A 25909-nucleotide genomic window follows, 5' to 3' on the forward strand; every position below is an offset into this window, starting at 1 on the left:
CTCCCGCGACTCCTGCGAGTCCCGCGGGTCCCGGACTCCCACGACTCCCGGGTTACAGGTCGCCGTCGCCGCGGTTGGGCAGGCCGGTCTGGCCGGCGATCGTGTTCCAGAGCGTGGAGGCCTGCTTCTTCGCGGTGGTCGCGGTGCCGCTGGCCTGGACGGCGTTCTTGTAGTGCTGGTTGTCCTGCTTCTTCGCGTCGCAGGAGGCCTGCGCGTCCTGCGCCCAGGCCGCGTACTCGTCGTCGGCCTGGGCCGAGGCGGTCCACGCCGCGTTCAGCTGCTCGACCAGCTGCTGGCCGCCGGGCAGCTTGTCCGTCTTCAGCTGGCCCAGCTTGGTCTGCAGCTCGCGGCGCTTGCCGGCCGCGGCGGTGAGGGCCTGCTGCGACTCGGGCAGCTTGTCGCACTTCTGCACCGAGGCGACCGCGGAGACCACCGAGGTGCGGCTGTCGCTCGCGGTGCCCAGCAGGTCCGACAGCGGCTGCGCCTGCGCCTTGACGTCCGGGTCGACGGCGGCGCCGGAGCCGCTCCCGCTCGCCGTGCCGGGGACGCCGGTGGTGGTGGTGGCGGCCACCGGGGTGGTCTTCTTGCCGTCCTTGGTGTCGGTGCCGCCGCTCATCAGGACGGCGACCAGGATGCCGGCCGCCGCGCAGCCCGCCACCACCCCGCCGATGATCAGCTTGTTGGACGGGCGACCGCCGCGCCCCGACCCGCCGGCCTGGGTCGCGTCGAAGCCCTGCCCGCGATCCGGGGCGTAGCCCTGGTGCTGGTCCTGGCCGTAGTCCTGCGCCGGGTAGGCCGGCTGGGGCTGCGCGGCCGGCGGGTACGCCTGGTAGCCGGGCGCGGGCTGCTGCTGCGGGAAGCCGGGCTGAGCCTGCGGCACCGGGTAGCCGCCCCCCTGCGGGTCGCCGGCCGGGTAGGGCGGCAGGTACTGGGTCTCCGGGGCCGGGTCGGCCTGCGGGACGCCGTACCCGGGCTGCGGCGCACCCCACGGGGCCCCGGGCACGGGCGTCGGCTGGCCCGGCATCGGCTGGCCGGGCATCGGCTGCGCGGGCACGGCCTGGGTCGGCAGCGCGTGCCCGCCCTCCCCGAGGTACTCCGGCTGCCCGGACGGCTGCCCCACCGGCGGCACCGCGGAGTGGCCCTGCGGCTGCCCCGGGAACTGCTGCTGGCCCGGCTGGCCCGGGAACTGCTGCTGGCCCTGCGGCTGGCCCGGGAACTGCTGCTGGCCCTGCGGCTGGCCCTGCTGGCCCGGCGGCTGGCCGGGCTCGGGGCGGAACAGGTCGTCCAGGTTGAAGTCACCCGAGTTGGGGTACGAGCGGCGCTGACTCAACGCGATTCCTCACCTGTGCAGGACCGCGCGCTGACGGCGGACCACATCTCGTCGGTTCTTGGGAGCATCACAGTTCCTTGGACGTCGCGCCCACGCTACCGGTTCACCTCACCGGGTGACCACGTGGGCGGGACCTCCGTCACGCTCCCTGCGCAGACGATCCGCGGCCGCCGCCGGATCAGGCCGCCTCCGCGTCCGCCCTGGCGTGGAACTCGCGGACCACCCGCTGTTCCCGGTAGGGCTCCAGCCGGCGCCGGAACTCGTCCAGGTACTCCACGCCCCGGTTGGAGCGCAGCCCGCTCAGCAGCCGGACCGCCTGGGTGCCCGTCTCACAGGCGCGTTCCAGGTCCCGCTGCTGCAACTGGGCGGTGGCCAGCAGCACCAGGTCCACCGCGCGGCGCCGGACCCGGGTCGGCGGGTGCAGGTCGAGCGCCCGGCGGGCGTAGTGCTCGGCCGGGCCGGCCTGTTCCAGGTCCCGGTGGCAGTGGGCCAGCTCGTCGGCGAGGTAAGCGTCGTCGAAGTGGACGATCCAGTCCGGGTCGTCCTCCGGGCGGCGCTTCTCCATCATCTCCAGCGCCCTGGCCGACACCGCCTCGCAGGAGCGGGCGTCGCCGAGGAGGGCGTGGCCGCGGGCTTCGGCGGCGTAGAACATCGCCATCGCCGTCGGGGTGGCCACCGACCGGGCGCCCTCCTGGGCGGCACGGGCGAGTTGGGCGATCTCCCGCGGGTTGCCGAGGGTGGCCGCCAGGTGGCTCATCGAGGCGGCCAGCACGTAGCCGCCGTAGCCGCGGTCGTCGGCCGCCTGGGCGAGCCGGAGCGCCTGGATGTAGTAGCGCTGGGCCAGCCCCGGCTGGCCGGTGTCCACCGCCATGTAGCCGGCCAGTTCGGTCAACCTCGCCACCGCGGCGAAGAGTTGACGGCCGGTCTCCTCCCGGTAGGCGCCGCCGAGCAGGCCGGAGACCACCGAGTTGAGGTAGTGCACCACCACCGGGCGCACGTGCCCGCTGCCGAATCGGTGGTCCAGGTCGACCAGCATCGCGGTGGTCGCCTTGATCGCGGCCACGTCGGTCGGGCCGACCCTGGGGCCGCCGGTGCGCGCCACCACCGGGTCCGGCGGGGTGATCAGCCAGTCCCGGCTGGGCTCCACCAGCGCCGAGGCGGCGACCGTCGCCCCGGTCAGGAAGTCCCGCCGGCCGACGTCGCTGCGCCAGAGCTCGCAGACCTGCTCCAGGGCGGCGCCCAGCGTCGGCGCGAACTGCAGCCCGATGCCCGAGCTCAGGTTCTTGCCGTCCGCCATGCCGATCTCCTCGACCGACACGCTGCGGCCGAGCTTGCGGCCCAGGGCCTCGGCGATCACCGCCGGCGCCTGCCCGCGCGGCTGCTGACCGCGCAGCCAGCGGGCGACGGAGGTCTTGTCGTACCTCAGGTCCAGACCGTGCTCGGCACCGCAGAGGTTGACCCTCCGGGCCAGGCCGGCGTTGGAGCAGCTGGCCTCCTGGATCAGTTGCTGCAGACGCTCGTTGGGCTGTCGTGCGACGAGTGGTCTCGCGGCCATTGGGCTTCGCCTCCCCACACCCTCCGGTCCCGGCCGGCGGGCGACGATTCTGCTGATCTGTTGCCGACTGTCCGACCGTCCAAGGAATCTGACACCAGGTTAGCGATCAGCAACGCCAGCGGGATACCCACGGTGACGATCCGCACCCCCCTTGCGCCCTGGGAAATGCTCCCGTGCGCCCCCGCTGCGCCCGCCCTCGGCCGCCCCAACTCGGTCGAGTAACCGGAACGGGTGACATTGCCGGGATGCGCCCAACCGGGCACCGTCGGGCCGTAACCAGGCTCACACACGGTAGTTGAGCAGCGCGTGGAAGACATCCCCGACGCCTCCGGCCAGGACAAGAACGCCGGTCTGCCCCCGCTGCTCATCGAAGCCGTCGGCTACGCCGAGAACCGCCACTGGGAGGTGGCCCCGGGTGCCTGGCTGATCGACGGCGACGGGCCCGCCCGCTGCTCCTGCGCCGACCCGCGCTGCACGCTGCCGGGCGCCCACCCGATGGACGCGGACTGGGCCCGCAAGGCGAGCGCCGGGCCGGGCGCGGTGCGGCGCTGGTGGACCGAGCGGCCCCAGGCCTCGATCCTGCTGCCCACCGGCCGCTCCTTCGACGTCCTGGACGTGCCGGAGACGGCCGGCTGCCTGGCGCTGGCCCGGATGGAGCGGATGGACCTCCAGCTCGGCCCGGTGGCGGTGCTGCCCGCCGCACCCGGGCGGATCGGCCGTCGGCTGCACTTCCTGGTGCTGCCCGGGGTCGCGGCCAAGCTCCCGGAGATGCTCCGCAAGCTCGGCTGGCCGCCCGGCCGGCTGGACCTGGTCGCCCGCGGCGAGGGGGACTGGACGGTCGCCCCGCCGTCCCGGATCGGCTCCACCGGGTACGCCCAGTGGGCCCGCTCCCCCTCCTCGCTCAACCGCTGGCTGCCCGACGCCGCCGAGCTGATCAGCCCGCTCGCGTACGCCTGCGGCCGCGAGTCGCCCGCCCACCACGGCGCGCAGGCCGCCCAGCCGGCGGCGGTGGGCTGAGCGGGGCCGCGCCCCCGGCCGGTTCACCTCCCCCGAACGGCCGCCCTACGCCTATCGGGCGAGGGCGTGCACCGCGCGACACAACGCGCGCGAGTGACGGGCCTTGTCTCCCACCGGAGGCAGGGCCCGTCATATGTATGTCCGGATGGCGCGCGTCCAGATGACACCTGCCCGGATGACACCTGCCCCGACCACGCGATTCCGGATTGCGCAAGTCCGGATAAGGCTTCGGTGTACCCGCTGGTCAACCGCAGAAGCCCCTCGTACGAGTGACAGCGCTCAAGGATTGCCATGATCGGCCGAGGGGAGGAATTGCGGTGCGTGGGGATGCCGGAAGGGGCGCTCGGACGGGGAAGCCGGGCGAGGCGCCGGAGGGGAACCCGGGGAGGGAGCAGGGAGGGAGCGGAGGGGAACAGGGAGGGACGGGGAGGACGAGTCGGGCCCGCTGCACGGGAGGCAGCGGGCCCGACTCGGCCGTACGGTGTCGGCGCCTCAGGGCTGGGCGACGAAGACGTGCTGGGCGATGTCCTTGCCCAGCTCCGCCGCGGTGTCCCCGGTGCCGACCAGCAGACCGCCGACGCCGACATTCACCTTGACCGTGGAACCCGGCCGGACGCCGGCCCGGCGCAGGGTGCTCATCAGCGCGCTGTCGGTCTGGATCGGCTCGCCGATCCGGCGGACCACCACGTCGGCCCCGGCCTCGCCCGGCTTGACGGTGTCCAGCGGGACGAGCCCGGCGTCGAAGCCCTCGCCCTCGGCCTTGGTGTCACCCAGCTCGTCCAGGCCCGGGATCGGGTTGCCGTACGGGGACTGGGTGGGGTGGCCGAGCATGGCGAGCACCTTGCGCTCGACCGTCTCGCTCATCACGTGCTCCCAGCGGCACGCCTCCTCGTGCACCTGCTCCCACTCCAGGCCGATCACGTCGACCAGCAGGCACTCCGCGATGCGGTGTTTGCGCATGACGCGCACCGCGAGACGGCGGCCGTCCTCGGTGAGTTCGAGGTGACGGTCCCCGGCAACCTGGAGCAGGCCGTCGCGCTCCATCCGGCCGACCGTCTGGCTGACCGTGGGACCGCTCTGTTCCAGGCGCTCCGCGATCCGGGCGCGCATCGGGACGATGCCCTCCTCCTCCAGCTCCAGGATGGTGCGAAGGTACATCTCAGTGGTGTCGATCAGCCCAGACATCGCCGCTGGCTCCGTTCTTCGGTGTCCTCATCGCCAATTCTGACGTACCGAGGCGACAACCGGGGCCGCCCGGGGGCTTCGGGCACGGGATTTCGTTCCTGTTGACAGCGGTACGGCCGGGACGCGACCGTGCTGGCCGTAGCTTTCTCCACCGGCGGTCTGGACCACCAGGACCGCCCCACCCGGCCGGCTCCCTCACCGGCAGAGAGCGGAGGCACCCGATGAACGACCTGGTCGGCAGGTACTTCGACGCCGCGATCGCCCACCTCCAGCGGGTGCGCGAGGAGGAGGCCGACACCGTCGAGGCCGCCGCCGCGCTGCTGGCGGAGGCGATGACCGAGGGCCGCCGGGTCTTCACCTTCGGTGCCGGACATTCCTCGCTGCCGGCCCAGGACGTGGTCTACCGGGCCGGCGGGCTGGTCCCGATGAACCTGCTGAACGTGCCCGGGACGACCGGGGTGACGGTGATGCCCGCTCCCCTGTCCAGCGCCCTGGAGCGGGTCTCCGGGCTGGCCACCGCGACCCTGGACCTGACCCCGGCGACCACCGGCGACCTGCTGTTCGTGATCTCGCTGTCCGGCCGCCAGGTCATGCCGGTCGAGCTGGCCCGGTACGCCCGGGACCGCGGCCTGAAGGTGATCGGGGTGACCTCGCTGGCCTACCCGGAGGAGGTGCCCTCCGCCCACCCCTCCGGCACCTACCTGAAGGACCACTGCGACGTGGTGCTGGACAGCAAGATCGCGGTCGGCGACGGCGAGCTGACCCACCCGGGCGCCGAGACCACCTTCGGCCCGGTCTCCACCATCGTGACCAGCGCACTGATGCAGGCCGTGGTCGCCTCGGCGGTCGGCCGGCTCGCCGACCGGGCGGCCGCCGGGGACGCCCCCGCCCCGCCGCTGTTCCGCTCCGGCAACGTCCCGGGCGGCACCGAGTGGAACACCCGGCAGATGGCCGACAACGCCGAGCGGGTCCTCTACACCTACTGAGCCGCACCCACCGAGCCCCGGGGTGCCGCGCACGCTCGGTACCGGAACGAACACGGGGAGTCCCGGACAATCCACCGGGCCTTCCCGGCCATTGCGGGCCACCCCCGGCCGCGCCAGGCGTACCGGGAAGCCGCCCGGGGCAGGAGAGCGGTGCGACCGGAGCGACGGGTGGGGGCCGAACATGGCGTCTGGTGCGGGACGAACCGGCTGGGTGCGCGAGCGGGACCTACTGCCCGAGTTCTTCTGGGCCGCCGACGCGGCCTCGCTGCGCGGCCAGCGGCGCTCGGTGCTGCTCTCCGCCTGGGAGCTGGTCCTGCTGGTGGTCGCCGCCGCGACCGGCTCGGCCGACGGCGAGCCCTGGGCCTGGCCGGCCGCCGGCGCCTACCTCGGCGCGGTCGCGCTGGCGGTGGTGATCAGCCGGCAGAACCCGCAGGGCCTCTGGTACGAAGGCCGGGCGGCCGCCGAGTCGGTGAAGACCCTGGTCTGGAAGTACGCCGTCCGGGCCGACGCCTACCAGCCGCCGCCGCGCACCCTGCCGGACGCCGAGGGCCTGTACCGCTTCCAGCTCGGCCGGGTGCTCGGCGCCTTCCGGGACAGCCCGGTGGCCGTGCCGGGGAGCGGGGCCGGGAGCGGGACGGGGAGCGAGGCCGGGAGCGCGGCGGAGATCACCGCGGCGATGCGCGACCTGCGCGAGCAGCCGCTGGCGGTGCGCCGCGAGGTGTACCTGGGCGAGCGGATCCAGGTGCAGCACGACTGGTACCGCGCCAAGGCCCGCTACTGCGCCCGGACCGGCCACTGGGCCGGGGTGCTGGGCGTGCTGCTGCCCGCGCTCGGGCTGGTGCTCGCGCTGCTGCGGGCGCTCGGCGCGTTCACCTACGACGCGCTGGGCACCGTCTCGGCGGTGGCCGCCTCGGTCACCGCCTGGGCACAACTGCGCCAGTACCGGCCGCTGGCCGCCGCGTACGCGCTGGCCGCCGAGGAGCTGGCCCAGATCCAGCGCCAACTCGCCGAGCTGGACCTCGACGCGCCGGAGGCCGAGGAGATCTGGGCCCGGCTGGCCCGGGACGCCGAGGACGCGATCTCCCGCGAGCACACCACCTGGCAGGCCCGCCGGGAGGTCCGCACCACCACCGACCGGGAGGACGAGAACGACCGGGAGGACGAGGACCACCGGGAGCACGAGCACCACCGGGGGCAGGGGACCGACCCGGAGCACCGACCCGCCCCGGAGCACCGAATCGACCGGGAACACTGAGGAGGCCGCAGGTGTCGTTACGGATGGTCAAGACCGCGGACGACCGCGCCCTCGCGGTCGAGTCCCTCGGCGACCCACGCGGCCGACCGGTGTTCCTGCTGCACGGCATGCCCGGCAGCCGGGTCGGCCCGCACCCGCGCAGCACCGTGCTGTACCGGCTGGGCGTGCGGCTGATCTCGTACGACCGGCCCGGCTACGGCGACTCGACCCGGCTGTTCGGCCGCCGGGTGAACGCGGCGGCGGCCGATGTACGGGCCATCGCGGACGAGTTCGGGCTGGACAGCTTCGCGGTGCTCGGCCGCTCCGGCGGCGGCCCGCACGCGCTGGCCTGCGCCGCGCTGCTGCCGGAGCGGGTCAGCCGGGTCGCGGTCCTGGTGGGCCTCGCGCCGCGCGACGCGGCCGGCCTGGACTGGTACGCGGGGATGACCCCGTCCAACGTCCGCGCGTACCAGGAGGCCGAGCGCGGACACGGCCGGATCGCCGACGCGATGGAGTTCCGCTCCCGGCAGATCAAGGACGACCCGGTCCGGCTGCTGAACGGGCTGCGCACCGAACTCTCCCCCGCCGACCGGGCGGTGGTGGCCGACAGCGGACTGCGGCGGATGCTGCAGAGCAACTACCGGGAGGCGTTCCGGCACGGCGCGGACGGCTGGATCGACGACGTGCTGGCCTTCACCGCCGACTGGGGCTTCGACGTCGGGTCCGTCCGGGTGCCGACCTGGCTCTGGCACGGCGCCGACGACCAGTTCTCCCCGGTCGACCACTCCCGCTGGCTGGCCGACCACATCCCGGACGCCGAGCTCTTCCTGGAACCCGGCGCCGCGCACTTCGGAGCCTTCCGGGTGATGACCACCGCCCTGGCCTGGGCAGCGGGTTAGCCCTACCGGCTCAGGGCCGCACCGGGGTGACCGGCGGTTCGCCGTCGAGCACTGCCAGGATGTTGTCCACCGCCAGGCCGCCCATCGCCTGTCGGGTGGCGACGGTGGCGCTGCCCAGGTGCGGGGCCAGGACCGCGCGCTCCTGGGCGAGCAGCGCGGACGGGACGGCGGGCTCGTGCTCGAAGTTGTCGACGGCGGCGGCGAACAGTGCGCCGGACTCCAGCGCGGCGGCCAGCGCCTCCTCGTCCACCACGCCGGCGGTCATGCTGACGACCACCGCGCCGTGCGGCAGCAGGGCCAGCCGGCGGGCGTCCAGCAGGTGCCGGGTGGCGTCGCCGAGCGGGCAGGTGACGACCAGCACGGTGGAGGTGGCGAGCAGGTCCTCCAGCGGCTTCCAGTCGGCGCCCTCGGCCTGCTCGGGCGGCAGTTCGCGGCGGTTGTGGTAGCTGACCGGCATGTCGAAGGCGCGGGCCCGGCGGGCGACCGCCTGGCCGATCCGGCCCATGCCGAGCACGCCGAGCGGGGTGCCGGCCAGTTCCAGGCCGAGCAGGAAGGTGGGCGCCCAGGTCCAGGGCGTGCCGGAGCGCAGCAGGCGTTCGCCCTCGCCGAGGCGGCGGGTGGCGGCCAGCAGCAGGGCCCAGGCCATGTCGGCGGTGGCGGTGGTGAGCACGCCGGGGGTGTGGGAGACCAGCACCCCGCGCTCGGCGCAGGCGGCCAGGTCGACGTTGTGGTAGCCGACCGCGTGGTTGGCGACGATCCGCAGCCCGGGGCCGGCCGCGTCGAGGAACTCGCCGTCGACCCGGTCGTCCAGGGTGGTGAGCACGGCCTGCCGGCCGCGGACGGCGGCGAGCAGCTCGGCCCGGTCCATCGCCTGGTCGGAGTCGTGGCGGGTGACGGCGTGGCGGGCGGTGAGCCGTTCGATGACACCGGGCGCCAGGCGCCGGGTGACCAGGACCGGGGGCGGGGTGGTGGCCATGGCTCGGCAGCGTACCCCGCCCCTGTCCGGAGCGGACTCACACCGGCTGCGGCTCCAGGTCGCGGTTGATCCGCTTCCAGCCGCGCGCCGACACCGTGTTGGGGTGCTCCTCGCCGAACTGCCGGATCAGCTCGGCGATCGATCGCGACCGCAGCTCGGCGGCCTGGGTGTGCCGGCCGGCCGTCCGCAGGGTGACGGCCAGGTTGGCTTCGCAGGCCACCGCGTCCGGGTGCTGCCCCGAGTAGCGCTCGCACAGCCCTTGGTGGGCGGCCCGGCCGAGCTGTTCGGCGAGCGCCAGTTGCCCGTCGTCGCCGTAGGCGTTGGCCAGGTTGATCATCGCGTTGAGGGTGTAGGGGTGTTCCGGTCCGACCGAGCGGGTCAGTCCCTCGACGGTGAGCCGGCCGCGCTCGATGGCGCCCTGGACGTCGCCGCTGCCGCGCAGGTAGATGCCGAGGTTGTTGGCGCAGGCCAGGGTGAACGGGTGTTCGTCGCCGAACAGCCTCCGGTGGCCTTCGAAGACGGTGGAGCAGAGGTCGCGGGCGGCTTCCTTGTCGCCGGAGGCGCTGTGGTCGGCGGCCAGGTTGAGCGCGCAGGCGAGGGCGTCGGGGGCGTCGGCGCCGTAGCGCTCCAGGTAGCGCTCGTAGGTCTCCTTGGTGATCCGGCGGGCCTCGGCGAGCTGGCCGATGCGGCGCAGCGAGACGGCCAGCGACTTGGCGTTGCGCAGGTTCTCCGGGAGGTCCGGGTCGAGGACGTCGCCGAGGTCGGAGGTGACTTCCTGCAGCAGGTCCACCGAGCCCCGGTAGTCGCCGAGTTCGCGCAGGTCGCGGGCCAGGTTGGACTTGGTGGACAGGGTGTAGGGGTGTTTGGGGCCGAGGACGGCGGTGCGCCGGTCGAGGGTCTCCTGGTCGAGTTCGCGGGCGGCCTCGCTGTCGCCGACCAGGCGGTAGTCGATCGCCAGGTTGTTCGCCATGGAGAGCGTGCGCGGGTTGTCGTCGCCGAACAACTCGCGGAACTGGTCGAGGATTTCGCGGTCGAGGTCGAGTGCGGCCTGGAACCGGCCGAGGGCCCGGCGGTCGGCGCCTAGCGAGCCGGCCGTCATCAGGGTGTACGGGTGGTGCTCGCCGAGCAGCGCCTGCTGGCGTTCCAGGGTGGACTCGTCCAGGGCCAGCGCCTCGGCGTAGTTGCCTTGGGAGCGCAGCACGTTGGCGAGCTGGAAGCGCAGCAGCAGGGTCTGCCGGTCGTCCTCGCCGAGTTTGCTGGTCCACTCCGCGTCGAGGGCGTGGCCGAGGTCGCGGGCGCGGTCGAGTTCGCCGCGCTTCCACAGGTAGCGGACCCGGTCGATGAGCAGCTGGCGGGTGTCGGCCTCGTCGCAGTTGTGGGCCCTGGACGGCGACAGGTGTGGCCAGATCTCGTCGAAGGCGGGCCAGTTGGCCGGGTCGTCGGTGTCGCCGAGGACGGGTCGGGCGCCGGTGAGGATGCGGTGCACCTCGTGGACGGCGATCTCCTGCTCGTCGGCGGTCATGCCGGCCCGGATCACCGCCTGGACCAGGCGGTGCACCTGGAAGCTGTTGCTGCCGGCGTCGACCTTGGCCAGCGCGTAGCGGCCGATCGCCTGGATGACCTTGCCCAGCATGAACTTGTCGCTGAGGTCGGCGTCGTACTTCACCAGCGCCCGGATCATCTGGTCGCTGTAGAAGAGGTTCATCGAGATCGGCTCGGGTGCGAAGAACGCGCACAGTTGCAGCAGTCGCACCGCTGCCGGGGACTGCTGGCGCAGCCGTCCGATGGAGACGTTCCAGGTCGCGGCGACCGGGGTGGGGTAGTCGGCGGGGCGGCCGACGGCGAGTGCGCGGGCGGCTTCGGCGTGCAGCTGGGTGACGTAGGTCTCCACCGGGGTGCCGGTGGTGTCCAGCCAGGCGGCGGCCACCTCGACGGCGAGCGGCAGGTCGCCGACGGCTTCGGCGACCCGGTCGGCGTCGGGCCGGGAGAGGCTGCGGGCGCGTCGGCACAGGTGTTCGACGCTCTCGCCGCGGGTGAAGACGTCGACTTCCAGGGCCTCGGCGTGCCCGGTCCAGGCCTGGTTGCGGGAGGTGACCAGGATGTGGCCGGAGCCGCCGGGGAAGAAGCGGCGGATCTCGGCGGGTTCGTCGGCGTTGTCGAAGATCAGCAGCCAGCGCGAGGTGGGTACGCCGCGGCGCAGTGCCTCGCGGGCGGCCTCGGCGGCCTCGGTCACCGAGTCGCCGACCCGCAGGCCGAGCCGGCGGGCGAGTTCGGCGAGGGCCGGGGCGACCAGCTCGGTCTGTTCGGCGTCGATCCACCAGACCAGGTCGTAGTCGGACATGAAGCGGTGGGCGTACTCCAGCGCCACCTGGGTCTTGCCGACGCCGCCGAGCCCGTACAGGGTCTGCGGGGTCGGCAGGACGGCCGCCATGCCGCCGCGCAGCTGGTTGCGCAGCTGTTCCAGGACGGCGGCGCGGCCGGTGAAGGAGGGGTTGCGCGGCGGGACGTCCCACACCGACGGCTTGCTGCCGGGGAACCGCGGCCCGCCGTTGGGCGCGTCCTCGAGCGGGACGTCGCCGCGGCCGAGGGCGCGCAGCAGGCTCTGGATCGACTGCGTCTCGTCGCGGCCGACCAGGTCGACCGGGTTGCGGTTGCTGAACGGCGCGGTGAGCCGCACGTCCCCGACCCGGACGGGCAGCAGCTGGCGCCTGGTCCCGGACGGGTCGGAGCTGACCACCGACTCCCACAGCGCCCGGGCCTGCGGGGAGCGCTGGTAGGCGGGCGAGAGCACGGCGACCGTCCGGAACGCCGAGTCGATGCCGCGCTCGGTCTCCTCGCGCGGGTCGGTGCCGGCGCTGAGGTCGCGGGGCAGCACCCGGAAGCCCGCCCGGGTGAGGACGGACTCGATCCAGTCCGCCCACATCCGGTCCTCGGGGACGTAGGAGAGGTAGAGGTCGGCCGGGACGGACGGGCGGCGGCGGGTGAACGCGTCCACGTAGCGCAGCCGGACCGCCTCGTCCATCGGCGGCAGGCCGGGGGCCCGGCCGTCGGTGAGCATGGAGGTCAGCCGCTCGCAGGCGGCCAGCATCGAGGTCGGGGTGCCGGTCTGGTCGCCGAAGGTCGCGAGGATCTCCTCGTAGGCGTAGAACGGCCGGTACGGGATCTCCACCGAGCCCCAGTACGCGGCGAGTTCCTCGCCGTTGAAGCCGGCGGGCAGGCCGTCGAAGCGGACCCGGGCGAGCGCCCGGCCCGCGTCCGCCTTCTCCTTCTCGCCCTCGTCGATGCGCATCGGGACGGGCAGGATGCGGATGCCGCGCTCGCGGTAGCGGTCGTGGATGTGCTGGGCGATCCGGGAGGCACCGTCGATCGACTGGTCGCTCAGGGTGAAGCAGACCACCAGGTCGTCGGGCATCTGCACGGTGCAGATCTCGGCGATGTCGGACAGGCCGGTGCGGGAGTCGATCAGCACGTAGTCGTAGCGCTTGGCCATGTCGGCCTTGAGGGCGTCGAAGAACTGCCCGCCGTCGAAGCGGTCGTAGAAGATGTCCCAGTCGAGGTGGGTGACGGCCTCGGAGTAGTCCCGGTTGAACTGGCCCGCGGAGAGGAAGTCCAGGCTGCCGGTGGACGGGAAGTGCGGCCAGGTGAGCGACAGCGCGTGCGGGTGCACCCGGGCGAAGTCCAGGTGCCAGCCCTCGGCGTGCTCGACCGGGCGCAGCGCCTCCTCGCGGTACTCGGCGATCAGGTCCATCATCCCGGTGGTGCCGGCGAGGGAGGCCGGGTCGAGGAAGGGGTGGAAGAACTTGGCGAGGCCCGGCGCCTCCAGGTCCCAGTCCACGGTGAGCACGCGGAAGCCGTTGGCGGCCAGGATCCACGCGGTGTTGGCGAGGGCCATGGTGCGGCCGGTGCCGCCCTTGTACGAGTAGAAGGTGATGATCCGGCCGTTGCGGTCCTGCTCCGCGGCCCGCCGCTCGGCCTCGCGCTGGGCGACCAGATCGGCGGCGGCGAGGCCCCCGAGGCGGAGGTTCCTGGTGCGGTTCTCGGTCATCGGTTTCCTCGTCCTCCCAGGGGCGCCATCCCGTCATCGGGGTCATCGCCGTCGTCGCGGTACGGGTCGTGCTCGCGGTACGGGTCGCGCTCGCGGTGCGGGTCACCGCCGTTGTTCCGGTCGCGCTCGCGGTGCGGGTCACCGCCGTTGTTCCGGTCGCGCTCGCGGTGCGGGTCGCCGCCGTTGTTCCGGTCGCCGCCGTTGTTCTCGTCCTGGGCGAAGGGGTCCTCGCCCGAGCCGTCCGGCCCTGGCCCGCCTCCCCCGCGCCGGAACGCGTCCCGCAGACTCGGCCGGGGTGGCGGAGGTTCCTCCGGTTCGGCCCTGGTACGGCCCTCGAAGGCGTACTTGGCCTTCATCGCGGCCCGGGGCAGCGCGTCGTCGAAGTCCTCCAGCGAATGCAGCCCGGTCGCGCGGGCCGGGCCGGTCGCGCCGAGGAAGCTCGGACGGCCCGCCCGCCGGGTGATGCGCAGCGTGTCGTCGCTCAGGTCGCCCAGCTCGCCCGCGCTTTCCTGGCACTCCGGGTCGTCGGCGTTCCACGGCTCCAGCACGCTCACCCAGGTGGCGTCCGAGCGGTCGAAGCGCCGCACCAGTTCGCGCCGGCGCGGATCGCGCAGCGCCCACCGGTCGAGCAGCAGCAGGCCGGGGGCCTCGGCGTTGCCCTCGATGATCGACGCGGCCTCGTCGTCGAACTCGTGCACGGTCGGCTGGAACCCCAACTGCCGTGCCAGCCGCACCGCGTGCTGCGCGATGGGCGAGCCGACCGGCCGGTACGGATGCCAGTCGGTGCGCCGCTCGCCGTAGTAGTCGGGGTTGCGGCCATCCGGCAACTCGCCCTGGTGGTAGGCGAGTACCGAGATCCGCAGCTGCCTGGTCGGGGCGGTCACATTGAACGCACTGGGGAGGGTGTTGAATTCGAGACGCCGCCCGACGGGGATCACCGTCTCCTCCGCCACCTGCACGATCCGGGCCGCCAGGCGGTGCACGGCCAGCTCGTACGCGGAACGGAAGTAGGTGAGCTTCATCAGCGCGTACAGGCCCTCGGTGGCGTAGTCGGGCCCGAAACTCGCGTGGTTGAACTGGAGTTCACTGGCCACCTTCGGCAGCCGGTAACGGCTCATCGGCGCCCACAGCACCGGGACGATGCCGCTGGTGCGCTCCGAGTCGAGGTTCGCCGGATAGACCGGACGGCGGGTGAAGGCGTGCCATTCCTGACCGCACGGCACGCTGTTGAAGTACCGGGGGGAGTACAGCGGGACGAACACCCGGCAGCTCGCCAACTCGTCGGACAGCCGATCGGCCCACAACTCGCCCTGGTGCATGGACTCGTCCATGAAGCCCACCGGCACCCCGTCCGGGGCGGTGGTCAGCTGGAGCACCGCCTCGCAGAGGTCCCGGTACAGCTGCCGGACCCAGTGGTTCGGGTCGCCGGCGCCACGCGCACCGGCTTTCGGGGTGTGCGCGTAGGAGAGGAAGAAGTACGGCCGGGTGTCGTCCTCGTCCCAGCCCCGGTCAGTCACACGCGCCTCCCCCGGGCCCGTCGGCAACCTGCCTCCCGCAGCCCCCGTGCGGCGGGGCTTCAGTGTAGGAACGACTGACACCCCAATGGAATAGCACAACGACTCGCACGAATTGACATGACCGAAACGATGCCGCCGCGGCAGTCGACCGACGGCCGGTTGACGAGGCCGATCGGGCCGACGGTCAACCGAACCGCCCGATCCGCTCGGCGTAGACCGCATGGCTCCTGCGGGACATGACCGTGAGCCGATGGGACGGACCCAGGACGCGCGCCCGGTCGGCCGCCACCCGCTCCAGCAGACCGGCCGCCTCCAGGTGGCGCCCCGCCTCGCCCAGGTTGCACGCGTGGTTGTGGCGGGCCGTGAGCGTGTGCGGATGATCAGGACCCAGGACACGCGCCCGGTCGGCCACCACCCCTTCCAGCAGCGCCGCCGCCCGAGCATGCTGCCCTGCCTGACCCAAGTAGTAGGCCTGGTTGTGGCGGGCCGTGAGCGTGTGCGGATGATCAGGACCCAGGACGCGCGCCCGGTCGGCCACCACCCGCTCCAGCAGCGCCGCCGCCTCCAGGTGGCGCCCCGCCTCACCCAGGTTGTACGCGCGGTTGTGCCGAGCCTTGATGGTGTCCGGGTGGTCGGCGCCCAGGACGCGAGCACGGTCCGCCGCCAACCCGTCCAGCAACGCCGCCGCCTCCCCGTGGCGCCCCAGCCGACCGAGGGAATTGGCCAGGTCGTAAGTCGCGGTCAGTTCCCCCGCGGTGGGGAGCCGGTCGTCGGTGGCGCCCGCGAGGGCCTCGGCGGCAGCGAGCGCCGACGGGGGGCGGCCGGCCGGGCTCTTCGCGAGGAGCTGGAGCAGTAACCGGTCGAGGCCGTGGGGCAGGTCGGGCCGGTGCTGCCGCAGCGGCACGGGCGGCTCGTACATGTGGGCGGCCGCGAGGGCACCCGGATTCGCATGGATGCCGAACGGCGGCGCACCAGTGAGGAGTTCGTACAGCACACAGCCGAGCGCGTACAGGTCCGCACGGCCGTCGACGCTCTCGCGCCTGGCCTGCTCGGGGGCCATGTAGGCGGCGGTGCCGATCATGTATCCGTCGGGGGTGAGCTGGGTGTGGTTCCCCTGCAGGTAGGCCGCGATGCCGAAGTCGAGGACGACGACAGCCTCGGTACCGTCGACACGGCGGGTGAGGAAGAGGTTGGCGGGCTTGATGTCGCGGTGCACGACGCCCTCGCGGTGCGCCACAGCCAGCGCCCCGCAGACCTGCATGCCCCAGTCCACGACTTCCGCGACGCCAGGACGCCGGCCGGACTTCAGCAGCGCGGCGAGCGACTGCCCGGCGAGGAGGTCCATGACCACGAAAGGCATCGGCAGCCCGGCCTCCAGGTGGATCCCGCAATCGTGGACACCGACGATGTTCGGATGGTGGAGCCGGGCGGTGAGCCGCGCCTCCCGCTGGAAGCGGGCCTGCTCCGCACTGTCGTCCATGCCGTCGAAGCGCGGCAGGATCAGCTTGACGGCGACATCCCGGGCCAGCCTGGTGTCGTGGGCGCTCCAGATTTCGCCCATGCCGCCCGACCCGATGCGCTCGCCCATCCGGTAGCGCCCACCGATCACCGCGCCCTGCATCGACAACCCCCGCCGCCGTGTGATGTCCGGGTAAACCGTAGTGGCTTCCCAATCCCATGCCGCTCTGCTCGCGGATATTGTCAGCACGTCCACCACAGGACCCGAGGAAGGCAACCGTGGAACACCTTGAGTGGCAGAGGTCCAGCACCAGCGGCGACCAAGCCAACTACCTGGAGATCGCCTCCGACGGCGACCTCGTCTACATCCGCGAATCGAACAACCCCACCCACATCGTCACCACCACCCGCGTCAAGTTCGACGCCTGGGTCCGGGGCGCCAAGGCCGGCGAGTTCGACCACTTCGTCGCCTGAGGATCACCCCGGATAGCGGGCGGCCAGTGCCCGTACCGTCGCGGCGACGCGGTCGCGAAGTTCGGCCGGTTCCAGTACCTCGACGTCGGCGCCGAGCCGCAGGAACTCGCCGTGCGCGTGGTCGACCGACTCGATGGGCACCCGGGCCTCCGTCCAACCGTCGTCCGTGGGTGTCACGCCGAGGCGGCGGGCGCCCTCCGGGGTGAGCCGGACCAGCGCCTCGCCGGTGTGCAGCCGGGCCCGGAAGTCGGCGAGGTAGGCCGCCCAGTGCGAGGCGAGGTCGAAGTCGCCCTGGGCTTCGAACTCCTGCTCGGTCATGGCGAGTTCGATGATCTGGTCGACGCGGTAGGTCCGCATCCCGGACGGCCCGCCGGCGACCAGGTACCAGCGCCCGGCCTTGAGCACCAGCCCGTACGGCTCCACCCGCCGCTCGACCTCCTCCGGCGCCCGCCAGCGCCGGTACCGCAGGACCACCGCCCGCCGCGCCCACACCGCTGCGGCGACGGCGGCCAGGTGTGGGGTGTCGTCCGCGTCGCCGTACCAGCCCGGGGCGTCGAGCAGGAAGCGCTCCTGGATCCGCCCGGCCTGCTCGCGCAGCTCGGCCGGAAGAGCGGCCCTCAGCTTGAGCTGGGCGGCGGCGAGCGCCTCGCCGAGTCCGAGTTCGGCGGCCGTGCCCGGGAGCGCGGCGAGGAAGGCGGCCTGCGCCTCGTCGGCGGTCAGCCCGGTGAGGCGGGTGCGGTAGCCGTCGACCAGCCGGTAGCCGCCGGCGTGTCCGGCGTCGCCGTACAGCGGGATGCCGGCGGCGGCGAGCGCCTGGACGTCCCGGTAGACCGTACGGACCGAGACCTCCAGCTCCCCGGCCAGCTGCTCGGCCGTCATCCGGCCCCGGTTCTGGAGCAGCAGGAGCAGGGTGACCAGCCGACTCGCGCGCATGCCGCCCAGTATCCCCTGGTTCCACTGACAGTGGGTGTCAGTGGAGTGCCCCTAACCTGCGGCGCATGGACGACTTCGACTTCTTTCACGGCTCCTGGAGCGTGGCCAACCGCCGCCTCACCACCCCGCTCGCCGACGCGGACAACGGCACCTGGGAGGAGTTCCCCGGTCACACGGTGGTCCGGCCGCTGTTCGGGGGCGCGGGGAACATCGAGGAGATCACCTTCCCCACCCTGGGCCGCCAGGGCGTGACCCTGCGGCTCTTCGACCGCGAGACGGAGCAGTGGTCGATCTACTGGTCCGACAGTCGGACCGGACAGCTGGATCCCCCGGTGGTCGGCGGCTTCACCAGCGACCGAGGCGACTTCCACGGCGAGGACACCTACGCCGGCCGCCCGATCCGGGTGCACTTCACCTGGCACCGGCTCGGCCCGGACGCCGCCCGCTGGGAGCAGGAGTTCTCCGCCGACGGCGGCCGCACCTGGGAGCACAACTGGACCATGGACTTCACCCGTACCGGACCGGCCGTGGGCGGCCTCGGCGACCTCGGCGGTCTCGACGGTCTCGACGGTCTCGACGGTCTCGACGCATGAGCATCGTCGAACTGCGCCAGTACACCCTGCGCCCCGGCGCCCGGGAGACCCTGATCGAGCTCTTCGAACGCGAGTTCGTGACCGGACAGGAGGCGGTCGGCATCGCCGTCGGCGGCCGCTTCCGCGACCTGGACGACCCGGACCGCTTCGTCTGGCTGCGAGCCTTCCCCTCCATGTCCGAGCGCCGCCGCGCGCTGGAGGCCTTCTACTACGGCCCGGTCTGGCGGGAGCACCGCGAGGCGGCCAACGCCACCATGGTCGACAGCGATGACGTCCTGCTGCTGCGCGGCCCCGGCTTCGCCCCGCGTCCGGGCGCGCGCGAGGTGCTCGCCACCGTCTGCCACCCCGCCGACGCGGCCGCCTTTGACGCCTACGCCGCCCGGCACCTCGCCCCGGCCCACGCGTTGCACCGCACCGAACACGCCGAGAACGGCTTCCCCGCCCTGCCCGTCCGCACCGGCGAGGACGTCCGCGTCTGGTTCGGCCCCGCCGAACCGGCCCCCTGGCCGTTCCGGCGGCTGCGACTGGAGCCCGTATAGCGTTCATCCTCACGCCATTGCAATGAAGAAGACGCATGACGTTGCGTTAGCTGCAGGCCTATTGCAATGATTTCCCGGCAACTACCTGCAGCGATGCATATTTTGCGCAACGAGTGCGTTGCCTGATCATCGAACGCAACGTAGCTTTTCCATCGTCAGAAACGGCGGGCGCACGGAGCGCCCGCCGCCTCACGAAGGAGAGCACGATGCAGAAGTTCGACACCCCCGCCGCGATCACCGCCGTCCTCGACATCCCGGCCGGCCGCGTCCAGCTCATCGCCACCGACCGCACCGACACCACCGTCGAGATCCGGCCCGCCAACCCGGCCAAGAACCGCGACGTCCAGACCGCCGAGCAGACCACCGCCTCCTACGCCGCTGGCGTCCTGCGGATCCAGGCCCCCGAAACCGGCGGGCTCTTCGGCGCCGGCTCGGTCGAGGTCACCGTCCAGCTGCCGGCCGGCTCCCGCGTCGAGGGCAAGGCCGCCGCCAGCGAGCTGCGCGTCGTCGGCCGCCTCGGGGACCTCGCCTTCGACGGCGCCTACCGCCAGATCAAGATCGACGAGGCCGAGAGCGTCCGCCTCACCGCCACTGACGGCGACATCGAGATCGGCCGACTCAACGGCCCCGCCGAGATCACCGCCGCCCGCGGCGACATCCGCATCACCCAGGCCGTACGCGGAACCGTCGTGCTCAGCACCCAGTCCGGCAACATCACCGTCGGCGCCGCTCCCGGAGTCTCCGCCGCCCTGGACGCCGCCACTGCCTACGGCCGCATCAGCAACGCCCTGCGCAACGACGGCACCACCGGACTCGACATCCGCGCCACCACCTCCCAGGGCGACATCACCGCCCGCAGCCTCTGAGCCCCCGAACCCCGGAAAGGGACGCCATGAGCATCAAGCACTCCTCCTGGACCGGCAGGGTCCCGGTCGACGACACCGCCCTCGCCGTGACCGACACCGGCGGCCCCGGCCAGGCGATCGTGTACCTCAACGGCTCCTACGCCGACCAGTCGCACTGGAAGCACGTCATCGCCGAACTGGGTGACGGTTACCGGCACATCACCTTCGACGAACGCGCCCGCGGCAAGTCCGGGACCTCCTCCGACTACTCCTTCGAGTCGTCCGTCCGCAGCCTCGACGCCGTCCTCACGGCGCGGGGAATCGAGCGGCCGATCCTGGTCGGCTGGTCCTACGGCGCCATGCTCGCGATCCAGTGGGCCGCCCGGCACCCCGACCGCGTGGCGGCGGTGGTCTCCGTGGACGGCGCGATGGCGCACGAGTGGCTGGACGACGCCACCAGGGCCCGGATCCGCAAGCTGTTCCGGCTCCTGAGCCCACTCTTTCCGATCTGCCGCCGCATCGGCCTGGCCGCCCGGATGAGCGCCGCCCAGCACGCCGAGATCAACATCGAACTCAACGAACTCTGCGCGCCCGCCCTCCTCGACCCGGTCTTCGACCGCGTCGCCGTACCGACCCGGTACGTCCTCGCCACCGGCGGCAATCTGGGCGGGGACGCGAAGGTGATGGAGGGCATCCGCGCCGGCCTCGACCCGGTGCTCGCCCGCAACCCGAACATCAAGGTCAGCGCGAAGGTCCCGAGCAACCACTCCAAGATCCTGCGCAGGGACTTCGCCGCCATCGCCACGACGGTCCGCGAACTCGCCGCGGCCTGAGCGCCTTACCCCCGGTGGCGCTTGAACTCGCGCAGCAGCGCCAGGAGGTTGATGACGGTGCCGGCCGGAACATTGCCGAGGGAGACGAGGACCCGGCCGTCCAGAATGGTCTCCCCAGGCTTGGCGGACGGCCAGAGCAAACCGAACTCGCGCCCCTCGGTGCGGAGTTCCACGATCAGTTCGGTGATGTCCCGACCGGCGAGATGCCCCAGAGCCGGATCGGCCGGGTGGATCGGGTGGAGCGCGTTCACGCGACGCCGTCCAACGCGAACCAGACCCGCTTGCCCAACTTCTGCGGCTCCGCACCCCAGCGGTGGGTGAGCCCCTCCACCAGCTGCAATCCACGCCCTTCCTTCTCATCCGAGGAGCGCACGCACGGCTTGACACCGTTCTACTCGACCACCCACATGGCGGCGACTTCATCGGCGATCCCGAGGTCGTGACAACATTTGATCGGAAGTTCGATCGACTCAGGGGCTTGGCACTACCACCCCTATCAGCGGCGACGTCCGAGTCATCACCAGCCCAGCGCGACTCACTGGGCTTGCTCCAGCACATCCGCTACCAGGTCCAGGGAAGACAGACATGCACCAGCTCAACTGGCAGAAGTCCAGCTTCAGCAACGACCAGACCAACTGTGTCGAAATCGCTTCTGCAGGTGAGCTGGTCCACATCCGCGAGTCCGACGACCCCACTACCGTCGTCACCACCACCCGCGCCAAGCTCGACGCCTGGATTCGTGGCGCCAAGGCCGGCGAGTTCGACCACTTCGTCGCCTGACCCTCATCCCCATCCCCGCGCCCCGGCGGCCCTCCGCCTGGGCACGGGGATCAGGTCATCCGAGGCCACCGGTGTAGCCGGGCTTCGCCACGAGCCTTTGGTACATGACGGTCCGCGATCGGCGGGTGCGTTGCACGAGCCCCGCGCGGTGGAGGATCTGCAGGTGGTAGGAGACGGTCGCGGGGCTCAGGTGCAGGAGGCCGGCGAGCTCTCCGGTGGCGCGGGGCTGGATGAGTTCGGCCAGTAGTCGCAGGCGCGTCGTACCGATCAGTTCTTCGCTGCTCGTGGGCGGGAGACAGTCGCTGGGCACGGCCGGATAAACGATCAGGGGCGTGCGGGGAGCCGGCGCACCCGGGGGTTCGGCCGCGCAGAAGATCGCCCTGCGGGCGAAGAGGCTGGGTACGAGGATCGTGCCGTCGGCGTCGAGACTCAGTCGGTGGGAACTGGTGGCGGAAAGGCCGACGTTCAGCGCGCCACCGTCCCAATGCAGATTGGGGGCGAGATTGTTGACGGCATCCGCGATCCCGTGCCGGGCGATCGCGGAAGCCCGGGTGGCGACATCGCCTTCCAGCCGGGCGCGCATACCGGGCCAGTGCGGCGCGAGGACGGCATGCCAGAACTGCTCGAGTTCCACGGCCATCCGCTGGGCCAGGTACTCCTCGCCCCGGTCCATGGCCTCTAGGAGCATCCGGGGCGGCCTGCGGGCCACGCTCTGGTCCCATGCGTGGCCGCCGACGGCCCCCGTCATCTCGTAGCGGACCCGCTCCGCCGGTGTGGTGGCCACCTGGTGCAGCGCGCTGTCCGGACAGACCTGGAATCCGGCCGGTTCGGGCCGTAGGAAGTCCGGGGCGTAGCCGAGCGGGCCGCCGCCGGCGACTACGGCCAACAGACCCAGCCGATGCTCCGACAGTGCTTGCACGGCTTGGGTTCGCCAGGTCGCGTCCAGCAGGTGCGGCGACTTGCTGAGGGCGAAGAGCAGATCCTTCGTCGCGTCCAAGGGTGACAGGGCGAACCTGACCATGCCCAGACCGCGCGCGCCCAGGTTGATCCGGATCACGAAAACCTCCCGCAGCGCGATCGTCTTCGAACGGAATCGAATCATTCGACGGCGTGCACGTCATCCGGTTCGCTGATTCCCGTGCCCGACCACGGCGCCATCCGCGCCCGGCACGCACGCACGCACGGAAACCGGCACGGCAATCCCAGCCCTTCCCTCCCACGATCGGGGAATCCGCATGCTCAAGTCCAGGTTCGCCCGCCTCCTCGCCGTCGCCGGCGTCGCGGCGCTCGCCCCTCTCGCCTTCGCCTCCAGCGCGCACGCGGCCACCTACGTCGGCACCTACGCGCTCTACAACGACACCACGGGCAAGTGCGCCGATCTGCCCAACTACGGCTCGAACCCGCTGAACACCCCCGTCACCCAGTTCAGCTGCACGCTCGGCGCCGCCGACAACCAGATGTGGAGCCTGGAGTCCACCCGCACCGTCAACGGACTCTCCCTGTACCAGTTCGTCAACACCAAGAGCGGCTACTGCCTCGACCTTCCCGACTACGGCTCCGACCCGGCAGGCACGCGGCTGTACACCTACAGCTGCGCCTCCAACCCGGCTGGCGACAACCAGGAGTGGTACTTCGTCGACGTGACCGGCAACCAGGACTACGAGATCGTCAACTACAAGGACGGTCTCTGCCTCGACGTCTCCGGCGTGGCCGGAGACGGAAGCGACCGGGCCGACAACCTGCCCCTGACCGTGTACCCCTGCTACAACAGCTCGTGGACCGGCGGCTACATCCCCGGCTTCGACGACCACCTCTGGCGGCTCGCCTCCTGATCCGCCACGCCAGACCCGCATCCCCGTGCCCCAGCGGCCCACCGCCGGGGCACGGTGCTGATCGGCTGAATCCTTTTCGGTGGCCCGCGCCTCTTATGGACGTGCCGGCAAACGTCGGGCACGGAAACCGGAGGTAGTCGTGGTCATCGGAATCGGTATCACCGTCGTCCTGGTGCTGCTCTGCACCTGCATGCTCGTCGTGAAGCGCAAGCGAGCCGGGCGTGGCTGACTCGTCCTGGCCTGGTGAGCAACTGATCACCGCAGCGCAGGGCGGCGACGTCGACTCGATCGCCGCGTTGGTGTCGGGCTCGCACCCGAACGTGCAGCGGTTCGCCCGATCCCTCTGCGCCTCCCCGGAGGACGCGGAGGACGCGGCGCAGGAGGCCCTGATCATCCTGTACCGCAAGATCGGCATGCTGCGGGCCTCCGGCGCCCTGGCGTCGTGGATGTTCCGCATCGTGCGCAACGAGTGCCTCCGGCGCGCGCGGGCCCGGTTGCGGGACAGCACCGTGCCCCTTTCGCGGGACACCCCGGTGGCCTCGGCCGAGGACGAGGTCCTGCAACGCCTGGAAGCGGCCAGGGTGGCGGCTGCGGTCGCCGCCCTGCCCCCGGACCAGCGCCGCGTGCTGATCATGCGGGACGTCCAGGGCTACAGCGGCCGGATGGCCGCCGATGCGCTGGGCCTGAGTATGGCCGCAATGAAGTCCCGTCTGCACCGGGCCCGTACGGCGCTCCAACGGGCGCTGCAGGCCACCCCCGTCACAGTCTCTGGAGGGAACGATGACCGGCACGAAGCCTGAGGGCCCCGATTTCGCGAGCACGTCCCTGTCCGAGCACCTCGTGCGCGGTGTGGTGGGATTCGGCTCGCTGGTCGGCTCGGTCGCCCTCCTGCCGCTGGTCGGGCCCCTCAGCCTGGTTCTGCTGCCGGTCGGTCTGCTCGCCCTGCGCGGCTGCCCGATGTGCTGGGCGATCGGACTGGTGCAGACCGTCTCGCGGGGCCGCCTCCAGCGCTCCTGCGAGGACGGCCAGTGCAAACTGACCGTGGCCGGCCACGACAAGCAGCTCATCGGACCACGCACGCAGCTCCCCGAGCGGGACGAGGTGCCCGTGGCCTGACCGCCCCGACACGGAGTGCCTAACCGGCGCCCGCCAGTTCCTCACGAATGCGGCCCAACTGCCCGGCGGTCAGCGGATGGTCGGAGAGGACGAGGGTCCACTGCCAGTGAGGGTCACGCCAGCGCTGGAGGTGGTGACCGGGATCGAGGGCCCAACCGGACAGGTACGGCGGGTCGTCCAGAGGTTGGCGAACCAGCTGGGCCGCCGTCGGGGCGCCCGGCGACGGCCGGGCATCGAGATCCAGGACGAGAAAGCCGGTGCCAGGGTCCCCGTCGATCGGCGACGGACGACCGAGCGGGCCGGGCCAGGAGGCGGGCACAGGCAGCGGCCGGGTGCGGCAGTACTCGCGGATGCGTTCCCACCGACCAGGCTGGTCCTCGTCGTACTCGGGTCGGACGAACGGCTCGTCCGGCAACGACCCGGGGAATCCGAGGTCGGTGAGTTCCTCGGTGTAGGCCGTACCCGGGGCACTCGCCCGCAGGACCATGCCGGTGTCGCTGTCGATCACCAGGTGCAGCCGCGCGCCCCCGGGCCCGGCTGTCTCCGCCTGGACGGCCTCCCGCCCGTTGGTCCGGATCCGACGGCCGACCCGAAGATCGGACGGGACGGGGAGGACGAGCCGGGCAGGGTCGGGGTCGAAACTCCACGGCCAGCCGGCACCGGGAAAGGAAAGCCCCGGCGACACCCACGGAGCGTGGTTGCCATCGCGGACGACGACACGACCGCCGAAGTCGAGCCGCCACAGCGACGGCGCCCGGAAGGCGAACTCGACGGCGGTCTCCACGTTCTCGGCCGGGGGGTGGCCCGGACCGTTGTCCACGCGGGGCCGCACTGCCCGATAGCGGCCGGTGAGCGCGCTCGGTACTACCGGGGGTGGGGAAGTCATCGGGCGCCTCACTTCTGTCCGGCCTGGTCGGTCACCTCGGCCGATGGCTTCGGTCCGCGCAGGAAGTCGGCCTGACCGACTTCCTGCGCACGGCGGTTCGGGGCGACGGGCGACCGGGCGGATTCAGGTGGTGCGGGTGCGACGGAGGATCTGCTCCGCCAGGTCGACGGCCTCCCGGACCGGGACGAGGCGGCAGGTGGCGCCGCCGATGTGGGCGGTGGTGATGCCGTGGGCGAGGCGCAGGACCTCGGCGCCCAGCCCGGCGAAGTGGAGGTCGTCCAAGTCCGGTGCCTTGAAGACCGTCCAGCCGTCCTCCCCCACGCAGCGGTACTCGCGGACGGGGACGTCGGGCAGCCGCAGGTCGGCGAGGTGGAAGGCGGTGAAGCGGTCGATCGGGACGCCGATCATCAGGACCCGGGCGTCCAGGTCGTAGAGCCGGCCCAGGGGGGAGTCGAGGCCCAGGTGGCATTCGTCGGGGTGTCGGCCGGTGATCTCCTGCGCGTGGCGGCCGAACGCCGCCCAGGAGGTCTGCGGGTGGCGGCTGCGGAGCGCGCCGGGGTGGGTGCGGACGGCCTCCGACAGGGCGCCCATGGTGGGCGACGCCGGGGTGGTGGACGGGTCGAAGCGCGGCATCCGGGCCTGGTAGTCGGCGACTTCCTCCGGGGAGCGTCCGGCCACCGCGGCCTGGTGGATGCGTGAGGTGGCGGAGTTCTCGGGGGTGGCCGTGTAGGCGACCAGGGTGCCGTCGGGGCCCAGGATGTCCAGCAGGGCGTCGATCACGCCGGCGGCCCCGCCCGGCACCGGGCCGAGGGTGCGCAGGGACGCCTGGACGTGCAGCACCATGCCCGGGCGGACCCCGAGGTCGGCGAATGCGCG

Annotated in this window: 25 protein-coding genes and 1 pseudogene; 14 read left to right on the forward strand and 12 right to left on the reverse strand. The window is 72.4% G+C overall.

Features of this window, described 5'->3' with window-relative positions; all coding sequences use genetic code 11:
* Positions 1–52: 52 nt before the first annotated feature.
* Both ACZ52R_RS08555 and ACZ52R_RS08560 read right to left on the reverse strand, forming a co-directional pair.
* On the reverse strand, positions 53–1330 hold the full coding sequence (locus ACZ52R_RS08555; protein ID WP_465753192.1) for a hypothetical protein: 1278 nt from the start codon (positions 1328–1330) through the stop codon (positions 53–55).
* A gap of 178 nt (positions 1331–1508) precedes the next feature.
* A complete protein-coding gene (locus ACZ52R_RS08560) occupies positions 1509–2885 on the reverse strand; it encodes a transcriptional regulator (protein ID WP_360494589.1) in 1377 nt (458 codons plus the stop codon).
* 306 nt (positions 2886–3191) lie between these two features.
* On the opposite strand from ACZ52R_RS08560, the gene ACZ52R_RS08565 reads away from it, so the two are divergent.
* Complete coding sequence (locus ACZ52R_RS08565; RefSeq protein WP_465616502.1) at positions 3192–3902, forward strand: bifunctional DNA primase/polymerase; 711 nt, start codon at positions 3192–3194, stop codon at positions 3900–3902.
* Positions 3903–4394: 492 nt separating this feature from the next.
* Here ACZ52R_RS08565 and ACZ52R_RS08570 read toward each other — a convergent pair whose 3' ends face one another.
* Positions 4395–5087: a metal-dependent transcriptional regulator gene (locus tag ACZ52R_RS08570; protein WP_465616500.1), complete on the reverse strand. Its 693-nt coding sequence runs from the start codon at positions 5085–5087 to the stop codon at positions 4395–4397.
* A gap of 221 nt (positions 5088–5308) precedes the next feature.
* On the opposite strand from ACZ52R_RS08570, the gene ACZ52R_RS08575 reads away from it, so the two are divergent.
* The 3 genes from ACZ52R_RS08575 (at position 5309) to ACZ52R_RS08585 (ending at position 8206) form a co-directional block, all read left to right on the forward strand.
* Positions 5309–6073, forward strand: coding sequence for a sugar isomerase domain-containing protein (locus tag ACZ52R_RS08575; RefSeq protein ID WP_465616498.1), 765 nt, complete (start codon positions 5309–5311; stop codon positions 6071–6073).
* Between the two features lie 181 nt (positions 6074–6254).
* On the forward strand, positions 6255–7328 hold the full coding sequence (locus ACZ52R_RS08580) for a DUF4231 domain-containing protein (RefSeq protein ID WP_465616496.1): 1074 nt from the start codon (positions 6255–6257) through the stop codon (positions 7326–7328).
* Between the two features lie 23 nt (positions 7329–7351).
* Positions 7352–8206, forward strand: coding sequence for an alpha/beta fold hydrolase (locus ACZ52R_RS08585; protein WP_360494600.1), 855 nt, complete (start codon positions 7352–7354; stop codon positions 8204–8206).
* Between the two features lie 10 nt (positions 8207–8216).
* Here ACZ52R_RS08585 and ACZ52R_RS08590 read toward each other — a convergent pair whose 3' ends face one another.
* From ACZ52R_RS08590 to ACZ52R_RS08605, 4 genes are all read right to left on the reverse strand, one after another.
* Positions 8217–9182 (reverse strand): 2-hydroxyacid dehydrogenase, encoded by a 966-nt coding sequence (locus ACZ52R_RS08590; protein ID WP_360494603.1) that lies wholly within the window; start codon positions 9180–9182, stop codon positions 8217–8219.
* 37 nt (positions 9183–9219) lie between these two features.
* Positions 9220–13227: an FxSxx-COOH system tetratricopeptide repeat protein gene (fxsT, locus tag ACZ52R_RS08595; RefSeq protein ID WP_465616494.1), complete on the reverse strand. Its 4008-nt coding sequence runs from the start codon at positions 13225–13227 to the stop codon at positions 9220–9222.
* The gene (locus ACZ52R_RS08600) at positions 13224–14744 is read right to left on the reverse strand and encodes a TIR-like protein FxsC (RefSeq protein WP_465616492.1); all 1521 of its coding nucleotides are present in this window, start codon (positions 14742–14744) and stop codon (positions 13224–13226) included. Before ACZ52R_RS08600 ends, fxsT begins: the two co-directional genes overlap by 4 nt.
* 184 nt (positions 14745–14928) lie before the next feature.
* A complete protein-coding gene (locus ACZ52R_RS08605; RefSeq protein ID WP_465616490.1) occupies positions 14929–16461 on the reverse strand; it encodes a serine/threonine-protein kinase in 1533 nt (510 codons plus the stop codon).
* Between the two features lie 20 nt (positions 16462–16481).
* On the opposite strand from ACZ52R_RS08605, the gene ACZ52R_RS08610 reads away from it, so the two are divergent.
* Complete coding sequence (locus ACZ52R_RS08610; RefSeq protein ID WP_360494612.1) at positions 16482–16676, forward strand: DUF397 domain-containing protein; 195 nt, start codon at positions 16482–16484, stop codon at positions 16674–16676.
* Positions 16677–16679: 3 nt separating this feature from the next.
* Here the strand turns inward: ACZ52R_RS08610 and ACZ52R_RS08615 are convergent, their stop codons facing one another.
* Positions 16680–17609: a helix-turn-helix transcriptional regulator gene (locus tag ACZ52R_RS08615; RefSeq protein ID WP_465616488.1), complete on the reverse strand. Its 930-nt coding sequence runs from the start codon at positions 17607–17609 to the stop codon at positions 16680–16682.
* Between the two features lie 65 nt (positions 17610–17674).
* On the opposite strand from ACZ52R_RS08615, the gene ACZ52R_RS08620 reads away from it, so the two are divergent.
* The 4 genes from ACZ52R_RS08620 to ACZ52R_RS08635 all read left to right on the forward strand — a co-directional run bounded on the left by ACZ52R_RS08620 (position 17675) and on the right by ACZ52R_RS08635 (position 20419).
* On the forward strand, positions 17675–18202 hold the full coding sequence (locus ACZ52R_RS08620; protein ID WP_465616486.1) for a hypothetical protein: 528 nt from the start codon (positions 17675–17677) through the stop codon (positions 18200–18202).
* Positions 18199–18741 carry an NIPSNAP family protein gene (locus ACZ52R_RS08625; protein ID WP_465616484.1) on the forward strand — a complete coding sequence of 181 codons (543 nt, stop codon included), beginning with the start codon at positions 18199–18201 and terminating at the stop codon, positions 18739–18741. The genes ACZ52R_RS08620 and ACZ52R_RS08625 overlap by 4 nt, the downstream gene beginning before the upstream one ends.
* Before the next feature lie 206 nt (positions 18742–18947).
* Positions 18948–19607: a DUF4097 family beta strand repeat-containing protein gene (locus tag ACZ52R_RS08630; RefSeq protein WP_465616482.1), complete on the forward strand. Its 660-nt coding sequence runs from the start codon at positions 18948–18950 to the stop codon at positions 19605–19607.
* A 26-nt stretch (positions 19608–19633) separates the two neighbouring features.
* On the forward strand, positions 19634–20419 hold the full coding sequence (locus tag ACZ52R_RS08635) for an alpha/beta fold hydrolase (protein ID WP_465753194.1): 786 nt from the start codon (positions 19634–19636) through the stop codon (positions 20417–20419).
* A gap of 5 nt (positions 20420–20424) precedes the next feature.
* Here ACZ52R_RS08635 and ACZ52R_RS08640 read toward each other — a convergent pair whose 3' ends face one another.
* Positions 20425–20670 carry a hypothetical protein gene (locus tag ACZ52R_RS08640; protein ID WP_465753196.1) on the reverse strand — a complete coding sequence of 82 codons (246 nt, stop codon included), beginning with the start codon at positions 20668–20670 and terminating at the stop codon, positions 20425–20427.
* Between the two features lie 62 nt (positions 20671–20732).
* Between ACZ52R_RS08640 and ACZ52R_RS08645 the strand changes: the two are divergent.
* Together ACZ52R_RS08645 and ACZ52R_RS08650 are read left to right on the forward strand one after the other, a co-directional pair.
* Positions 20733–20861 (forward strand): annotated as a pseudogene (locus ACZ52R_RS08645) (hypothetical protein); the annotation flags it as partial.
* 143 nt (positions 20862–21004) lie between these two features.
* Entirely contained in the window at positions 21005–21199 is a 195-nt protein-coding gene (locus ACZ52R_RS08650) for a DUF397 domain-containing protein (RefSeq protein ID WP_465753198.1), read from the forward strand.
* Between the two features lie 55 nt (positions 21200–21254).
* Here the strand turns inward: ACZ52R_RS08650 and ACZ52R_RS08655 are convergent, their stop codons facing one another.
* Positions 21255–22256, reverse strand: a complete 1002-nt coding sequence (locus ACZ52R_RS08655) for an ArsR/SmtB family transcription factor (RefSeq protein WP_465753200.1) — start codon at positions 22254–22256, stop codon at positions 21255–21257.
* Between the two features lie 178 nt (positions 22257–22434).
* Here ACZ52R_RS08655 and ACZ52R_RS08660 point away from each other — a divergent pair, with 178 nt between their 5' ends.
* The 3 genes from ACZ52R_RS08660 (at position 22435) to ACZ52R_RS08670 (ending at position 24147) form a co-directional block, all read left to right on the forward strand.
* On the forward strand, positions 22435–23031 hold the full coding sequence (locus ACZ52R_RS08660) for an RICIN domain-containing protein (RefSeq protein ID WP_465753202.1): 597 nt from the start codon (positions 22435–22437) through the stop codon (positions 23029–23031).
* A 221-nt stretch (positions 23032–23252) separates the two neighbouring features.
* Complete coding sequence (locus ACZ52R_RS08665; RefSeq protein WP_465753204.1) at positions 23253–23831, forward strand: RNA polymerase sigma factor; 579 nt, start codon at positions 23253–23255, stop codon at positions 23829–23831.
* A complete protein-coding gene (locus ACZ52R_RS08670) occupies positions 23812–24147 on the forward strand; it encodes a hypothetical protein (protein ID WP_465753206.1) in 336 nt (111 codons plus the stop codon). The genes ACZ52R_RS08665 and ACZ52R_RS08670 overlap by 20 nt, the downstream gene beginning before the upstream one ends.
* A gap of 19 nt (positions 24148–24166) precedes the next feature.
* On the opposite strand, the gene ACZ52R_RS08675 is transcribed toward ACZ52R_RS08670, so the two are convergent.
* A complete protein-coding gene (locus ACZ52R_RS08675) occupies positions 24167–25033 on the reverse strand; it encodes a hypothetical protein (protein WP_465753208.1) in 867 nt (288 codons plus the stop codon).
* Between the two features lie 123 nt (positions 25034–25156).
* Positions 25157–25876, reverse strand: a complete 720-nt coding sequence (locus ACZ52R_RS08680) for an AAC(3) family N-acetyltransferase (protein WP_465753210.1) — start codon at positions 25874–25876, stop codon at positions 25157–25159.
* Positions 25877–25909: the final 33 nt, after the last annotated feature.

The organism is Kitasatospora sp. NPDC034023, from assembly GCF_055575795.1.

What these genes read in the sequence shown, in the direction of transcription:
- ACZ52R_RS08580 (WP_465616496.1), top strand. Translation starts at nt 6,255, where the DNA reads ATGGCGTCTGGTGCGGGACGAACCGGCTGGGTGCGCGAGCGGGACCTA.
- ACZ52R_RS08585 (WP_360494600.1), top strand. Translation starts at nt 7,352, where the DNA reads ATGGTCAAGACCGCGGACGACCGCGCCCTCGCGGTCGAGTCCCTCGGC.
- ACZ52R_RS08625 (WP_465616484.1), top strand. Translation starts at nt 18,199, where the DNA reads ATGAGCATCGTCGAACTGCGCCAGTACACCCTGCGCCCCGGCGCCCGG.
- fxsT (WP_465616494.1), bottom strand. Translation starts at nt 13,227, where the DNA reads ATGACCGAGAACCGCACCAGGAACCTCCGCCTCGGGGGCCTCGCCGCC.
- ACZ52R_RS08590 (WP_360494603.1), bottom strand. Translation starts at nt 9,182, where the DNA reads ATGGCCACCACCCCGCCCCCGGTCCTGGTCACCCGGCGCCTGGCGCCC.
- ACZ52R_RS08620 (WP_465616486.1), top strand. Translation starts at nt 17,675, where the DNA reads ATGGACGACTTCGACTTCTTTCACGGCTCCTGGAGCGTGGCCAACCGC.
- ACZ52R_RS08660 (WP_465753202.1), top strand. Translation starts at nt 22,435, where the DNA reads ATGCTCAAGTCCAGGTTCGCCCGCCTCCTCGCCGTCGCCGGCGTCGCG.
- ACZ52R_RS08650 (WP_465753198.1), top strand. Translation starts at nt 21,005, where the DNA reads ATGCACCAGCTCAACTGGCAGAAGTCCAGCTTCAGCAACGACCAGACC.
- ACZ52R_RS08570 (WP_465616500.1), bottom strand. Translation starts at nt 5,087, where the DNA reads ATGTCTGGGCTGATCGACACCACTGAGATGTACCTTCGCACCATCCTG.
- ACZ52R_RS08560 (WP_360494589.1), bottom strand. Translation starts at nt 2,885, where the DNA reads ATGGCCGCGAGACCACTCGTCGCACGACAGCCCAACGAGCGTCTGCAG.
- ACZ52R_RS08680 (WP_465753210.1), bottom strand. Translation starts at nt 25,876, where the DNA reads ATGGTGCTGCACGTCCAGGCGTCCCTGCGCACCCTCGGCCCGGTGCCG.
- ACZ52R_RS08630 (WP_465616482.1), top strand. Translation starts at nt 18,948, where the DNA reads ATGCAGAAGTTCGACACCCCCGCCGCGATCACCGCCGTCCTCGACATC.
- ACZ52R_RS08615 (WP_465616488.1), bottom strand. Translation starts at nt 17,609, where the DNA reads ATGCGCGCGAGTCGGCTGGTCACCCTGCTCCTGCTGCTCCAGAACCGG.
- ACZ52R_RS08575 (WP_465616498.1), top strand. Translation starts at nt 5,309, where the DNA reads ATGAACGACCTGGTCGGCAGGTACTTCGACGCCGCGATCGCCCACCTC.
- ACZ52R_RS08635 (WP_465753194.1), top strand. Translation starts at nt 19,634, where the DNA reads ATGAGCATCAAGCACTCCTCCTGGACCGGCAGGGTCCCGGTCGACGAC.
- ACZ52R_RS08675 (WP_465753208.1), bottom strand. Translation starts at nt 25,033, where the DNA reads ATGACTTCCCCACCCCCGGTAGTACCGAGCGCGCTCACCGGCCGCTAT.
- ACZ52R_RS08670 (WP_465753206.1), top strand. Translation starts at nt 23,812, where the DNA reads ATGACCGGCACGAAGCCTGAGGGCCCCGATTTCGCGAGCACGTCCCTG.